Origin of the sequence: Helicobacter sp. 11S02629-2 (assembly GCF_002272875.1) — a bacterium.
GTDB lineage: Bacteria > Campylobacterota > Campylobacteria > Campylobacterales > Helicobacteraceae > Helicobacter_I.
On the sequence record NZ_MLAN01000020.1, the window covers coordinates 1 to 14,401 of the forward strand.

The window sequence follows — 14,401 nt, forward strand, 5'->3', positions numbered from 1 at the left end:
TTTAACTTTATCTTTGTTTTTTAACTTTTAGTTTCATATTTCATGTTTCATGTTTCATCTTTCATCTTTTATGTTTTATGTTTTATGTTTTATGTTTTATGTTTTATGTTTTATGTTTTATGTTTTACCTTTTACCTTTTACCTTAACTTTCATATTAGCTTTTTACTTTTAATCCTTAAATTGATCTTATCTTTATCTTAACTCTTACTTAAAAGTAACTCTTGATGAAAATGGCAGTTTTATGAACTCATCTTCTGCTGCAAGTAGTGCAGTTTTGGCAGGGGCTACGGGGCTAAATGTGGCAGCTTTTGCACTTAATAATCCAACATTAATTTCCACTTCAAACACACTTGATAAAGCCATGCAACAGCTGGATAGTCTAGTAGATAAGCTTGGAATTATAAGTACAAATAATGCAAGATTGAGTGATGTGGAAGCTAGTAATTTAAGGAGCGCTGATGTTAATTTAAATAATGCAATAAAGTTTTACAAATTAACTTCTACATCAAACAATGCAAGTACTTTTGCTGTTGGGCAAGCAAATATGCTACAACTTCAAAACAAGGCTGATGATGCACTTAATTTGTATAATTTAGGTTTAAACTCAACTTTAACAAATCTTACTGTTAATGCTCCAAGTAATCTAACTCTTTCAGCTTTAGGAACAAGCCTAAATAGTATAGTAAATGGTAATAATACTCTGCTATCTGGTACAAATGGAAATACACCAAATAACTCTATCAATAATGCTTCTGCCGAGCTATCTCAATTAATTAACCAAGTAGATCAAGCTAGGGTGAATGTAAGTTCTAGCTTGGGCTCTTTATCTCAAGATCCAACTGTACTTGCAGCCAGAAATCAACAGCAAGAAGCATTAAGCGATCTTAGAAATACGCTCACAGCACTTCAGACTGCCGTTCAAAGTAATGTAGCCCAATTAGCAGCAATCAATACTGCAAGAACAAATTCTATTGTGAGAAGTGCTAATGGGAAAATCCAATATAGTGCAGCTTTCAATGTTAGTGAAGATGGCTGGAGCGCTCTTAATACTACCACTAATATAAACTCTAGTGGCTCTAGATTGGCAACTAATGCGCAGTCTTTAGTAAATGGAACAAATGGAACTATAGGGCTAAAATCATTGATTGCAACCTCCAATGCCTTACAAGACAGTGCTCAAAATATATCTAATATTGTAAATGGGGATAGTGATGGTAAAGTTACTAGCGTTAGTACTGTTGTTAATACACTAAAAGATGGTAATTCAACTTCTGATACTTATACCAAGCAGAGTTCTACCGAGCTCAAAGATGCAACTACAGGGAGAGCTATACTAACGTTAAAACAAGCGGTGGCAAATGTCGAAGCAGCTAATAAGAAAGTGGCAAACGCAGTACTTGCTGTTGCTATCGGTCAAAACAAAGTAGTCGGTGCTGCAGCCAACAATGCCTCTAAACGCAACAAAGCCCCTACAATCTTACCTACTGCTAAAGCTGGTATAGTTGCTTTCTTTGGTAAACATCAATCTGTATCAGTTGAGTATCAATACTACTTTAGAAATACTAATCCAAACTTTACTAGTGGTGAAGTAACTCTAAACTATGCTTATTACTTTGGTGGGAAGTAGGAAGTTATGAGTAGAAGTAGATTCTAAGTTAGAAAATAGAATCTAAAAAATCCTAGTAACTTGGAAAGAAATAGATTCTATAAATAAAAATAGAATCTAAGTAAGGTAGGATAAAGTTTAAGCTAAAAGTAAAGATTAGATTCTAAAACTTTAAGAATCTAAAAAACCCTAGCAAATACTAATTTAAAACTAGTCCTCTAACAAGGACTAGTATTTATCTTTAAAACAAAACAAGCTAAAACAAACCTAAAATAAAAATAAAAGACTATCTTTAAGGTAGTCTTTAATCACCACAGTATTTGCTATCTATGGAATCTTAATGCAGGATCGCTATGCCCTGAGTTATGCTAACTCCTAGCTTTAAGCCTTAGATGTTAGGTCTAAAAGTAAGTACTTCCTCTTAAAAACTCTAGCTTTCTTCACAGTTTAAAACTGATAGTTTAAAGTTACATTAGCACCTATCCCTACGTACTCTAGCACTATCCCATAGTCTGCTTTAAGGCTAGCTTTTACATAAAAGCTTTTATAACTTTTGCTTAAAGCCCCTAGCTCAAGGCTTAAGAAGTCATTATAAGTATAAACTAAAGGCAAGATAGCAGGCGTGTTATAAAGCCTATCTGTGATATAAGAAGTGCCCTTAAAGACTAGGTCTAAGTTCTCCCCATAGGCGTTATAGATGCCATTATATGAGAGGTTGGCAAAGTAGGAAGTGTCCTTATAAGTATAAGCCCCCTTAAGTCCTACATCAAACATCAAAGCTATGTTATTAAGCTTAAGGCTGGTTTCATCATAGCTACTAAAAAGCATGGAATCTAAACTAAGATAGGGCTTAAAGCTAAAGTTATAAAAGTAATAGTCATAGCTTGAGGAGAGATTAAAAGTATAAGAATCTTTAGCGTGAGTGCTACCAAAGTCGCTAGCAAGTGAGCCAAGATAGGCTATATAAGCACTAAGATTAAAGCCTTTTATGTTATAAAGTGCACCTATATTAAAGCCAAATGAAGAAAGGTTAAAGGTGTTATCCCTAGCACTTTGTGCTGCCATCTTTTGAAAGCCTAAGACATCACAAAGGGCATCCTTGCAAGTAGTAGGAAAGCTTGCAAGCTTTGTGCTTAGGTACATAAGACCACCACTTACAAGCACATCTTTTCTAACTCTATGCATATATCCTGCATCAAGCCCAAAAAGAGAAAGACTTGATCTAGACTTGACAAAGTTATAAGTTGTATCTATGTAGATGTCGTGTTTAAAGTTATCTCTCTCTTTGGCAAAGTTAGCAGCCACTTGCCAATAGTCATATATAGAATCTTTGCTTTTTGAAGACTTTGTTTTAGTGCCTGCTGCAGAGGGGCTTTGAAGGTCTTTTGTGGCTTTTGTAGTAGTGCTTAAGTCCTGTGTGCTTAAAGCACTTAAGTCCTGTGTGCCACTTAAATCTTGCTTAGCATCTAAGTTTTGTGCTTGCAGCACACTTAAAAAAGTAAGGCTTGCTAAAAGCGTATAAGTTATCTTTTTCATCTGCTACCTCTTATCTTGCGTATCTTCATAGTAAGGCTCTTCATACTTTTCTTTAGGGTTAGCACTCCACCAAAGATAAGGGCTTACACCGTACTTTGGAAAGACTTTTGGCGTCTTTATATTATTAGATATAGCTATCCTAAAAAATGGCCCATAATAGTGTGGCACGACGTAGTACCCCCACATCAAAACTCTATCCATAGCCCTTATAATAGCTATGCGTAAGTCTTGATCACTAGTCTCATTAAGCTTTTTTATTAAAGCATCAACTACTTTATCTTTTATGCCTGAGTAGTTTGAAGATCCCTTGATATCAGCACTTTCACTTCCAAAGTAGTAGCTTTGCTCACTCCCGGGATAGGGGCTTTGCCAGATATTAGAGACTATCATGTCATAGTCAAAAGAGTTAAGCATATTTTGATACTGGGCTTCATCTACTACCCTAACACTTAGCTTGATACCAAGTGCTTTAAGATTCTTAGCGTAAGGCAAAACTACGCGCGTAAAAAGCTCGCTATCTAAAAGCATAGTTAGTTCTACTTTTTGCCCTTTTGGCGTATAAAGCTGGTCATCTTTAACCTTATAGCCTACATCATGAAGCATCTTTTGGGCAGCCATTAGACTAGTTCGCCTATCTTTTAGACTTAAGACTACCTCGTGGTCAAAAAAGCCTTTAGGTAACTCTGAACTATAAGGCATTAAAAGCTTTAGTTCCTCGCCAGTTGGAAGGGTGGATGTAGCATGGCTTGAGTAGATGCTATTTTCAAAGTAGCTTTTTGTCCTAACGTACTGAGAGAAGAAAAGATTCTCATTGCTCCACTTAAAGTCAAAGGCCAAAGTAAGTGCTTTTCTTAAAACTATATCACTTAGCAAAGCTCTTCTAGTGTTCATATAAAAGCCTTGCATACTAGCACCTAAAGAGTGTCTAATCTCAAGCATCTTAAACTTTTTTTGATTTAAGCTCTTACCCTTATAGCCTAGTGCCCAGTTTTTTGCACTAGATTCCACTCTGTAGTCATAGCCCCCACTTAAAAAGCCCTGCAAGGCTATACCGTCATCTTTGTAGTAGTCATAAACTATATACTTAAAGTTATAAGAGCCTTTGTTTATAGGAAGGTTACCACTCCAGTAGTTAGGGTTTTTCTCATAGACTAGCTTTTTGTTTAAGCTATAACTTTTAAGTATGTAAGGACCACTGCCTAGAGGCATAGTTAGGTTGCTATCTCCAAAAGTATTTTTCCCATCTTTCATATAGTAGTGCTCTGGTAGTATGGGTAAGGTGGTAGTTATAAGTGGTAGTTCTATGTTTTGAGTAGTTCTAAAAAGAAACTCAACTTCATACTTATTGATGATGACTACTTTTTCTATGCCCGCATAGTATCTTGCATAAGCTGGGCTTCCTTTATCTATCAAAGTATAAAAGCTAAACTTTACATCTTCACTAGTTATAGGCACACCATCGCTAAACTTAGCACTAGGATCAAGCTTAAATCTAACCCCTGAGTTATCCTTAGCTACACTTACTTCTTTGGCTATAAGTGGGTAGATGGCATAGGGCTCATCTAAGCTTTGGGTCATAAGTGTCTCATAGATAAGATTAAGACCTGAAGCACCATTACCTTTTAAAACAAACATATTCAAACTATCAAAGCCACCAAGACCATAGCTTCTTAAAGTGCCACCTTTTGGTGCGTTTGGATTAGCATAAGGGAAGTACTTAGCTTTGTCATGTTTTGCTTTTTGGATAAGTGCAATGGAGGTTTGCCACTTAGTATAAAGCTTAGCACGGGTGTCATCTACTAAGCCGCCATCTTTAAAGTTAGAAGGTGGCTCTAAGTCTTTAGTTATCTTTATAGGCTGTACTGTGGGCTTATCATCTAGCATTATAGAAGGGCTTCCATGGTCATGGCCTTCATGTCCATTGGCTTCATACTCACTAGCAAATACAGCTGTAAATGCACTAAGTGCTAGCAAAAAGATGACTGTTAAAAAGCAGATTCTAAGTAGGCTTTTAAAAAAGCTTTGTTTTTTTAGACTAGGACTAGAAAAGTGCATTAATACTCATTTGCCAGAATGGATATTGGTTTACTAAAAACTTTTGAGTTAAGATTTGCTGTTTAAAAGTGTCACTTTCTCCTAGTGGGAATTGGTAGTAACGCTCTCCTGCTATATCAGCAAAAGGCATCTTTACTCCTAGATCAACCCTTAGATTTTCACCTAGTCGTAAGCTACCTCCAAAGCGTACTACCACACCTCCACCTGCAAGATAGATACTATCACTACTATTTACACTAGTATTATTATAAATTCCTGGGTCATAAGTACCAACGCTTAAAGAGCTAAACTCAAAGCCTAGCCCTCCAAAGACGCCTATTAAAAGTGGAGGGAGTTTTGGAATCTTATCAGCAAGAAAGGTGTTTAAAAGATAAGATATAGGGAGGTTTACTCCTGCATCTACGTTTATGCCATAGTTTACAAGAAACATATTTTTAGGTAAGGAATCTGGTGTTAGCGGCACTTGTGCAAAGCTTTCAGGAGTAAAAGTCGTGCTGCCATCACTATTAACTACTGGGGCTCTTGCTGGTGTGTAGGTCTTAGCACCATCTGTATGTTTTCTATTAGTAGCGTTTTGAAAGTAGCCATTATTAGCAAAGCTAAAGTTTACTAGGGCTCTAAGGTTAAAGATATGCCATTTATCTAAGTCTAGCTGGGAGCCTACATAAAAGTCATTAATATTATCTATAGCGCCTTTGTAGCTAGCACTTTGTATATCGCCTTTTATGTTATCTTTGCCTATTTGATTTTGTATAGTAGCTTGTAGTCCATTAGGACTTAAACTAGTGCCATAGCCTAGTAAAAAGTAGGCCTTTGCTTCTAAACCCCCTAAAGTAAGACTTGCAAGAAATGCAAAAACTATCTTGTGCATCTTTTTACCTTTTTAAGCTTCTAGTTTTAATGTATTTTCAAAAAAAGATTCTATAGAATCTTTTAACACCTTATAGTCTTTAGTCCTATTTACAAAGTCTCTATACTCACTTGCATTTGGAAGGCCTTTAGTGTAGGCGTGGAGGTTTTTTCTAAACATGATAACTCCAAAGTCCCCATAGAATCTATACATCTCTTCAAAATGCTTTAAGACTATGCTTTTAAGCACTAAGTTTGGCACTTCTAGGCTATCACTTCTTATCTGGTAAAAAATCCAAGGGGCTTTTAGAGCCCCCCTCCCTATCATAGCACCATCTGCTTTTGTGATAGCCATCACGTTTTTATAGTCTTCTAGCGCGTTTATCTCGCCATTAGCAATCAAAGGCACTTTTACTATTTCTTTCATCAAGGCTACACTTTCATAGTCTATGCGATCTTTTTTATAAGCATCTACTTTAGTTCTAGCGTGTACGACACAGAAGTCAACCCCGCTTTCATTTATAGCCTCTGCTATATCTTTCGGGATCTTTTTATCAAAGCCAAGTCTTACTTTAACACTAAAAAGCTTTTTGCTAGAGTTAGCCCTTATAAAACGTAGTATCTTTACAAAAGATTCTAAGTCTTTTAAGAGGGCTGAGCCATTACCATGAGAGCTTACTTTGGGGGCTGGGCAGCCACAGTTAAAGTCGACTATATCAACGTGGCTTAAGGCTTCTACCTTATCAAGGGCTTTTTTTATCACTTCTAAGTCGTGCCCTGCAAGCTGCAAGCTAAAAGGTTTTTCATCCTTACTAGCTTCTGTCATCTTTAAAGTTTTAGCATTAGCATAAGCTAGGGCGTTAACACTTACCATCTCACTTACTGTTATATCTACACCAAAGTTTTTAACTAGACTTCTAAAAGGTAGGTCGCTATAACCTGCCATGGGTGCAAGCATAAGTAGTGGTCGTTTTAGCTTTCTAGCTAGTAAATGCTCTATTATCTCATCTCTAGAATCCAAAAGTATCTCCAAGCTAATGTAATAAGTTCTAAATTATATATTACAATTTACATCTTATACACTTTATAACAAAGTAACACCTAAGGAGAGCCTTTGCGTTTCAACCCATATCCATTTGACCTACTACGAAAGCTACTAGAGGGCTGCGAGGCACCAAAAGATGTACTAAACCTAAGTATAGGAGAGCCCGCATTTGGTGCTTCAAAAAAGACTATAGAAGCCTTAGTGCAAAATGCAAGCGATATAAGCTTTTATCCTAAAAATGAAGCTATAGCTGAGTTAGTAGAATCCGAGCTTGCCTTTGTTAAACATAGATTCCAAATAGATCTAAAAAAAGAAGAGTTGATACCAACTTTTGGTAGTAGAGAAGTACTTTTTAACTTTCCTCAGTTTTACTTAGCTTCTAAGACTAATCCTCTAATGGCATTTTGCAATCCTTTCTATCAGATTTATGAAGGTGCAGCCCTTGCCTCAAAAGCAAGTATACATTTAATGGATCTAAGTGAGAAAAATGGCTTTACACCAAGACTAGATTCTAAGATCGCTTCTCAAGTAGACTTAGTTATCTTAAACTCACCTAATAACCCAACTGGTAAAACACTAAGTTTAGAAGAGTTAAAAGAGTGGGTAAACCTAGCCTTAAAACATGACTTTTTACTTATAAATGATGAGTGCTATGGCTCTATCTATCTAGATTCCAAACCGGCAAGTTTGCTTGAAGCAAGTCTTGCTGTGGGTAATACTAACTTTAAAAACATCCTTGTAGTTAACTCTCTTTCAAAACTAGCAAGTGCACCCGGTCTAAGAAGTGGCTTTGTAGCAGGTGATGCTAATATATTAAAGGAGTATAAAACCTATAGAAGTTACGTAGGCACTAGCATACCTATCCCTTTGCAAAAAGCTAGCAGTGTGTCGTGGCGTGAGTTTAGCTACCATGAAGAGATAAGAGAAAAGTTTGCTAAGAATCTAACCCTAGCTAAAGACATCTTTGGCAGTGTTGAACCTTATACATTTTACGTCTGGCTGAAAATCCAAGACTGTGATGAAGTGCATATAACTAACTCTAAAAAAGTTTTACTTTTTAATGATGAAAGCTTTACACAAGGGCTTTATGAAAAACATGGAATCTTAGTGCTTCCAGGAAGCTACCTAGGGAGGAACGCCCAAGGCTGCGACTACGTAAGGATAGCTTTAACCCAAGAAGTAGAAGCACTAAAACCAGCACTTCAGACCATAAAACACTACAGAGATGACTTCATCGCAGAAAATCCTTGCGATAGCATAAAAAGCAAATAAGCCTAAACAAAGGCATAACAACTAAAGAAAGGCAAGATATGAGGATACATTTTATAGGCATAGGCGGTATAGGCATCTCAGCCCTTAGCATCTACCTAAAAGCACAAGGGCATATCATAAGTGGAAGTGACATCACTAGTAATAAAATCACAAAAATGCTTGAAAGCCAAGGCGTAAAGATAAGCATCCCACATAGTCCTGATGCCATAAAAAGTAACATCGACTTAGTTATCCACTCAGCCATTATAAAGCCAGATAACTGCGAGATAGTAGCTGCTAAAAAGCTTCAAATCCCAGTGCTTTCAAGAAAAGATGCACTAAGCTTCATTCTCCAAGAAAAAAGTGTCCTAAGTGTGTGTGGGGCGCACGGCAAGTCTAGTACTACTGCCATGCTTGCTTCTTTACTGCCTAACTTTGGTGCATTAATAGGCGCTATAAGCAAGGAGTTTAATAGCAACGTTAGAGAAGTCTTAAGCAAAGAGTTAATCTTTGAAGCAGATGAAAGTGATGGCAGTTTTTTACACTCAAACCCCCTAGTAGCTTGTGTAACCAATATAGAAGCAGAGCACCTTGAAAGTTATGAAGATAACTATGAGCTTTTAAAAAAGTCTTATTTGGATTTTATAAATAGTGCTAAGGTTGCAGTTTTAAACGCAGAAGATGAAGTAAGTAAAGAGTTTTTAGATAAAGGCTTAGTTTCAACTAGAGTGGTTGTCTTAAATCCTAAAGAGGATATAGGACTAAATGTCTTTTGTGGCTTAGATAGCACAGGGGTTGAAGAAAACTTGCCAGTGACAAAGTTTACAATGAAGCTAGATTCTAAAACTGGCTTTTTAGGTCTAGAATCTAAAACTATCACAAAAGATATCACAGTCTATGGTCTAGGATCTCACGTCGTGCTAAATGCCGCCCTTAGTCTCCTAGCAAGCATTGCTTTTTTAGAAGAGCTAAATAAGCCAGTAGACTTAGACTATCTAATATATAATCTTAAAAAGTTTAGAGGTACTAAAAAGCGCTTTGACATCTTACAAACTATAAGTGCTACTAGACCTTGCATCATAGATGACTACGCCCACCATCCAACTGAGATAAGGGCTACATTAGATTCTGTAGATCTTTATAGAGACTTACACTCTATGCCTTTTAAAAAAGCACCCATCACTGCTATATTTCAGCCTCATAAGTACTCAAGGCTACTAGCTAACCTAGAAGACTTTAAGACCTGCTTTAATCTAGCAGACAAGCTTATAATCTTACCTGTATGGGCAGCTAGTGAGAAAAAGATAGATATAGACTTAGGAGAGGTTTTTAAAGACTATAACCCAGTTATCGCCGCACAAGTTAGACTTAAAGGTGAGATCTTAGAAGTGTTAAATGAAAAAGGAGAGGTTATATTAAATCTAGATTCTGGCTTTATAGTAGGACTTGGTGCTGGTGATATAACTAATCAGCTTAGAGGTCAAGACTAATTAGTGCAATTAAAAAGCACAACTAAGATAGCTAAAAAAGCATCTTGCAAAAGGCTTAAAAAGCATTAAAAACACGCTTTTAAGAAAGGACACAATGACTTTAGTATTTATAATTATCCTCGCACTTATCGCCATAGGCTTGCTATATATCATCATTAATAACTATCAAAGCACTAAGTGGTATAACAAAGTGATAGCCATAGTAGTGATTATAATCATCATAGCAGGTATAGTTGCCTATAGCATAAAGCAGTCTAAGTTTGACACCCACGTACAAAACATGCAGTTAGCTTTTGAAAGAGGTAGTACTTTAATATGCTCTTTTAATAACCAAGAGATAAGGGTAAATAAAGAAGATTTTAGATTCCTAAGTACGTCTTTAAGCTTTGTTGGCAAAGATAAGCTTCAAGGCTATATCATAGACCTTCAACGCTGCACTAAGATAATCCCACCAAGCACTGATGTAGAGCCTACAGAAAGTGCTGTTATAAGAGACTAGATATGCAAACAGTTTTAAGTTTTTTAGATTCCATATTTATAGAAGTTTTAAGGGCTATCTTTACTAATCAGACAGGCTTTTTACTAGCTAAAAGCTTTTTTGAGACACTTTATATGGTCTTTTTTTCATGTGTCCTAGCTGTCATTTTTGGCTTACCGCTAGGTGTATTTTTGTGTGTGTCTAAAAAAGGCGGCCTTATACCTATGATCTCTTTAAATAAGACTGTAGGAAGCATAGTTAATGTGGTTAGATCCTTTCCTTTTATCATCTTAGTTATCTTGCTTATACCTCTTTCAAGGCTAGTTATAGGCACAAGTATAGGCTCCACTGCAGCCATCATCTCACTTTTTATAAGTGCTACGCCTTTTATAGCTAGGCTTTTTGAAAGTGCTTTAGATGAGGTAGATAAAGGGCTAGTAGAGGCTAGTAAAAGCCTAGGGGCTAGTAAGTTTACTATCATTAAGATGATGATAGCTGAAAGCATGCCAGCCCTTATTAACGCCATAGTAGTTACGGTTATAAACCTAGTTGGTTACTCAGCTATGGCTGGTGCATTAGGTGCTGGAGGGCTTGGAGACTTGGCTATGAGAGAAGGTTACTATAAGTACAACACTGAGATGTTGCTATATTCAGTAGTGCTTATTATAATAATGGTTCAGCTTATACAGTCAATTGGTGACTTTATAGTCAAGCGGTTAAGAAAACATAGATAGGAGATTTAATGAAAAAACTAAGTTTTGCATTCATAGCAGCAGTTATGCTTATACTTGCGGGTTGCAGTAGCGAAGGCACAAATCACGCCAAAGATAGCACCTCAGGCACAGATTCCACAAAGTTGACAGTTTTAAAAGTTGGTGCTACACCTTTACCTCACGCTGAGATTTTAAACTTCATCAAGCCAGAGCTTAAAAAAGAGGGCGTAGACTTACAAGTAGTAGAGTTTACTGACTATGTAACTCCTAACATCAGCCTAAGTGATAAGTCACTAGATGCTAACTTCTTCCAAACTAAGCAGTATCTTGACGTCATGAACAAAGAGCGCAACCTTGGGCTTGTAGCTATAGCTGATATACATGTTGAGCCTATGGGGCTTTACTCTAAGAAGATTAAGAGTATAGATGAGCTAAAAGATGGTGATAGCATAGCAGTGCCTAATGACCCAAGTAATGAAGGGCGCGCACTTTTACTACTTCAAGCCCATGGTCTTATAAAGCTAAAAGACCCAACTAGTCTAGTATCTACAGAAAATGACATAGTAGAAAACCCTAAAAAGCTTGCTATAAAGCCTCTAGATTCTGCCCTTTTACCTAAAAACCTAAGTGATGTAACAGCTGCTGTTATAAATGGCAACTTTGCCCTTGAAGCGGGCTTAAAACCACAAGATGCAGTTATCGCAGAAGATAAAACTTCACCTTATGGTAACTGGCTAGTAGTTAGAAAAGATGAGGTTAATAATCCTGCTATCTTAAAACTTAAAGCTGCCCTTCAAAGTCAAAGTGTAAAAGATTATATAGAAGCCCACTTCAAAGGCTCTGTTATACCAGCATTTTAGCACTTAGCTAGCTTATGCATCAAAAGACATTTATGCATGTCTTAGATAGCTAGGCTAGCTTCTACTTACTACCTCCTGCCTTACTACTTCCACACTTATTATTTCTAAAAATTTTGCTTATATCTTTAAGTGGCATTAGTGAGGGTTAATCTTTACTAGGGGCTTTAAGTAAAAGTTATAAGAGCTTTTATGTAAAAGCTAGCCTTAAAGCAGACTATGGGATAGTGTTAGAGTATGTAGGGATAGGTGCTAATGTAACTTTAAACTATCAGTTTTAAACTGTGAAAAAAGCTAGAGTTTTTAAAAGGAAGGGCTTACTTTTGGACCTAACGCCTAAGGCTTAAAGCTAGGAGTGTAAGAATGCAGGGCATGGCGATCCTGCATTAAGACTATATTAAGCTACAAATTGCCGCAGTTATATTCATTCCAGCACATGATAGCATTTATACTGCTTTTTACTTCCATCTTGATGCTAGGAGATACTCTAGCGTTGATGTGGTAAGTAGATAAGTGTTTTATACTGCATTGTATAAGCCAAGCTCATAAGTTTTAATATAAACACAAACGTTCTGGAGAAGGCATTAAAGCTGTAAGGCAGCTTTAATGATTGTTACAGACTACCTAGAAGGTAGTCTTTCTCTCTCTTATTTTAGATTGGAGGGATATGAAGGATTAGTTTAGTTAAGTAATTAGTTTTAGTTTATTTTGGTTTTAGATTAGCTTAGTTTTGTTTAAAGCTGGATGCTTGTTTTAAAGTTACATACTAGTCCTTGTTAGAGGACTAGTATCAAATTAGTATTTGCTAGGATTTATTAGATTCTAGTTTTAGAATCTAATCTTTACTTTTAGCTTAAGCTTTATCTTGCTTTATACTACCTTATCCTATTTTCATTTATAGAATCTACTTTCCGCCAAAGTAATAAGCATAGTTTAGAGTTACTTCACCACTAGTAAAGTTTGGATTAGTATTTCTAAAATAGTATTGATACTCTACTGATACAGATTGATGTTTACCAAAGAAAGCAACTATACCAGCTTTTGCTGTAGGTAAGATAGTTACAGCATTGTTACGTTTAGCTGCAGCGTCTTTGCTTGCTGCAGCTAAAGATGCGTTAGATGAGGCAGTTGCTGCAGCTATCACTGTTCTTATAGTGGCAAGATTTTGAGTAGTTTTGGCAACATCAGCAACTGCTTGCTTTAGACTTTTAACGCCATTAGCTGGATCGCCTTGATTTATAGCTTTATTAACAGCATCTATACTTGCCTCAAGCCCTGGAGTGGTAACCTTAGCAGTACTACTGTTAAATATTTTATTTGGATCTGTAACTTTGTCTATTGAAACTTTGTTGCTTCCAAGCTTGTAATCAAGACTATTTTGCGTGTTGCCATTTGTGTCAGTTTTTATACCATCACGTAGTATTGAGTACATAGCATTAGAAGCTGGCACAGTGTTTTTTGCAGTTATTGGATCTTCCCATGCTGTAACACCTGCTGCGAAAAAGTTGGCATCCACTCCATTTGAGACGGCATTATTTATGGCTTGAACATTTGCCTGATTAGCTTTGATAGCATTATCCACATTTTGAGCTGCAGCATTTAGAGCAGCTAAAGCTTGTGTTTGTGCATTAGCTGCAGCTATAAAGGTTGGGTTGTTTATAGCATCAATATTTTGTTGCCTTTGAACTGCATTAGCAGCATTTCTAAAAGCATCTATTCTATCCATTAAAGAGCTAGTATTCTTACTCGTACTCTCTGCTATAGCGGCAGTTAAGGCTTGTGCGTTTTGAACTAAACCAGTTCTACTTTGAAAGATATTATTATCTCTAATGGTTTCTGGAGTCCCTCTTTGCTCTGGAGATAGGGTGTATTGATTTTTATCCAAAAGTACTTTCATGTCTGATAGGAATCTTTCCCCAGATACAAATGTCTGTGTACTAGCAACTCTTATATCGCTATCTTTTCTACTTTGAGGATTTTGAGTTGTAACTGGGGCATTTTGTTTTTGTTGTAATCGTTGGTATATAAAACCAGTATTATCAGAGTTTTTAAAAGCTATAGACATGATATCTGATACTTGATTTTGATTAGTGTTTAAATTATTTGATAATTGACTTAAAGAATCTTGTAAATTTTGCACTGCAGCAGCCTGATTATCTAAGGCTGCTGCAAGGGGTTGGTTTATGGCACTAAGTGAAATTCCACTAAGCACTGAATTGGCTCCAGTCGCCCCATTTAGCACACTTGCACCACCAGCTACACTATTAGATGAGTTCATAAAACTGCCATTTTCATCAAGAGTTACTTTTAAGTAAGAGTTAAGATAAAGATAAGATCAATTTAAGGATTAAAAGTAAAAAGCTAATATGAAAGTTAAGGTAAAAGGTAAAAGGTAAAACATAAAACATAAAACATAAAACATAAAACATAAAACATAAAACATAAAACATAAAAGATGAAAGATGAAACATGAAACATGAAATATGAAACTAAAAGTTAAAAAACAAAGATAAAGTTAAA

Annotated in this window: 11 protein-coding genes; 6 read left to right on the forward strand and 5 right to left on the reverse strand. The window is 36.3% G+C overall.

Going from position 1 to position 14,401, the window contains the following annotated elements; translation table 11 throughout:
• Positions 1–242: 242 nt before the first annotated feature.
• Positions 243–1,628: a hypothetical protein gene (locus tag BKH40_RS08105; RefSeq protein ID WP_095278514.1), complete on the forward strand. Its 1,386-nt coding sequence runs from the start codon at positions 243–245 to the stop codon at positions 1,626–1,628.
• 426 nt (positions 1,629–2,054) lie between these two features.
• On the opposite strand, the gene BKH40_RS08110 is transcribed toward BKH40_RS08105, so the two are convergent.
• From BKH40_RS08110 to BKH40_RS08125, 4 genes are read right to left on the reverse strand one after another with little or no spacing between them, the layout of a single operon-like run.
• Positions 2,055–3,143 (reverse strand): hypothetical protein, encoded by a 1,089-nt coding sequence (locus BKH40_RS08110; protein WP_095278515.1) that lies wholly within the window; start codon positions 3,141–3,143, stop codon positions 2,055–2,057.
• Positions 3,144–3,146: 3 nt separating this feature from the next.
• Positions 3,147–5,198, reverse strand: a complete 2,052-nt coding sequence (locus tag BKH40_RS08115; protein WP_257842543.1) for an extracellular solute-binding protein — start codon at positions 5,196–5,198, stop codon at positions 3,147–3,149.
• On the reverse strand, positions 5,185–6,069 hold the full coding sequence (locus BKH40_RS08120; protein ID WP_095278516.1) for a hypothetical protein: 885 nt from the start codon (positions 6,067–6,069) through the stop codon (positions 5,185–5,187). Before BKH40_RS08120 ends, BKH40_RS08115 begins: the two co-directional genes overlap by 14 nt.
• A gap of 12 nt (positions 6,070–6,081) precedes the next feature.
• Entirely contained in the window at positions 6,082–7,005 is a 924-nt protein-coding gene (locus BKH40_RS08125) for a tRNA-dihydrouridine synthase (protein WP_095278526.1), read from the reverse strand.
• Positions 7,006–7,161: 156 nt separating this feature from the next.
• Here BKH40_RS08125 and BKH40_RS08130 point away from each other — a divergent pair, with 156 nt between their 5' ends.
• The 5 genes from BKH40_RS08130 (at position 7,162) to BKH40_RS08150 (ending at position 11,884) form a co-directional block, all read left to right on the forward strand.
• Positions 7,162–8,364 carry a succinyldiaminopimelate transaminase gene (locus BKH40_RS08130; protein WP_095278517.1) on the forward strand — a complete coding sequence of 401 codons (1,203 nt, stop codon included), beginning with the start codon at positions 7,162–7,164 and terminating at the stop codon, positions 8,362–8,364.
• A 38-nt stretch (positions 8,365–8,402) separates the two neighbouring features.
• Positions 8,403–9,833: a UDP-N-acetylmuramate--L-alanine ligase gene (gene murC, locus BKH40_RS08135; RefSeq protein ID WP_095278519.1), complete on the forward strand. Its 1,431-nt coding sequence runs from the start codon at positions 8,403–8,405 to the stop codon at positions 9,831–9,833.
• Between the two features lie 94 nt (positions 9,834–9,927).
• Entirely contained in the window at positions 9,928–10,332 is a 405-nt protein-coding gene (locus BKH40_RS08140) for a hypothetical protein (RefSeq protein WP_095278520.1), read from the forward strand.
• A gap of 2 nt (positions 10,333–10,334) precedes the next feature.
• Positions 10,335–11,045 (forward strand): methionine ABC transporter permease, encoded by a 711-nt coding sequence (locus tag BKH40_RS08145; protein WP_095278521.1) that lies wholly within the window; start codon positions 10,335–10,337, stop codon positions 11,043–11,045.
• Between the two features lie 8 nt (positions 11,046–11,053).
• Positions 11,054–11,884 carry a MetQ/NlpA family ABC transporter substrate-binding protein gene (locus BKH40_RS08150; RefSeq protein WP_095278522.1) on the forward strand — a complete coding sequence of 277 codons (831 nt, stop codon included), beginning with the start codon at positions 11,054–11,056 and terminating at the stop codon, positions 11,882–11,884.
• A gap of 901 nt (positions 11,885–12,785) precedes the next feature.
• Here BKH40_RS08150 and BKH40_RS08155 read toward each other — a convergent pair.
• Positions 12,786–14,159 (reverse strand): hypothetical protein, encoded by a 1,374-nt coding sequence (locus tag BKH40_RS08155; RefSeq protein ID WP_095278524.1) that lies wholly within the window; start codon positions 14,157–14,159, stop codon positions 12,786–12,788.
• Positions 14,160–14,401: the final 242 nt, after the last annotated feature.

Bases quoted from the DNA above. Each gene is read 5' to 3' on its own strand.
- BKH40_RS08105 (WP_095278514.1), top strand. From the start codon at position 243: ATGAACTCATCTTCTGCTGCAAGTAGTGCAGTTTTGGCAGGGGCTACG.
- BKH40_RS08110 (WP_095278515.1), bottom strand. From the start codon at position 3,143: ATGAAAAAGATAACTTATACGCTTTTAGCAAGCCTTACTTTTTTAAGT.
- BKH40_RS08115 (WP_257842543.1), bottom strand. From the start codon at position 5,198: ATGCACTTTTCTAGTCCTAGTCTAAAAAAACAAAGCTTTTTTAAAAGC.
- BKH40_RS08120 (WP_095278516.1), bottom strand. From the start codon at position 6,069: ATGCACAAGATAGTTTTTGCATTTCTTGCAAGTCTTACTTTAGGGGGT.
- BKH40_RS08125 (WP_095278526.1), bottom strand. From the start codon at position 7,005: ATGCTTGCACCCATGGCAGGTTATAGCGACCTACCTTTTAGAAGTCTA.
- murC (WP_095278519.1), top strand. From the start codon at position 8,403: ATGAGGATACATTTTATAGGCATAGGCGGTATAGGCATCTCAGCCCTT.
- BKH40_RS08140 (WP_095278520.1), top strand. From the start codon at position 9,928: ATGACTTTAGTATTTATAATTATCCTCGCACTTATCGCCATAGGCTTG.
- BKH40_RS08145 (WP_095278521.1), top strand. From the start codon at position 10,335: ATGCAAACAGTTTTAAGTTTTTTAGATTCCATATTTATAGAAGTTTTA.
- BKH40_RS08150 (WP_095278522.1), top strand. From the start codon at position 11,054: ATGAAAAAACTAAGTTTTGCATTCATAGCAGCAGTTATGCTTATACTT.
- BKH40_RS08155 (WP_095278524.1), bottom strand. From the start codon at position 14,159: ATGAACTCATCTAATAGTGTAGCTGGTGGTGCAAGTGTGCTAAATGGG.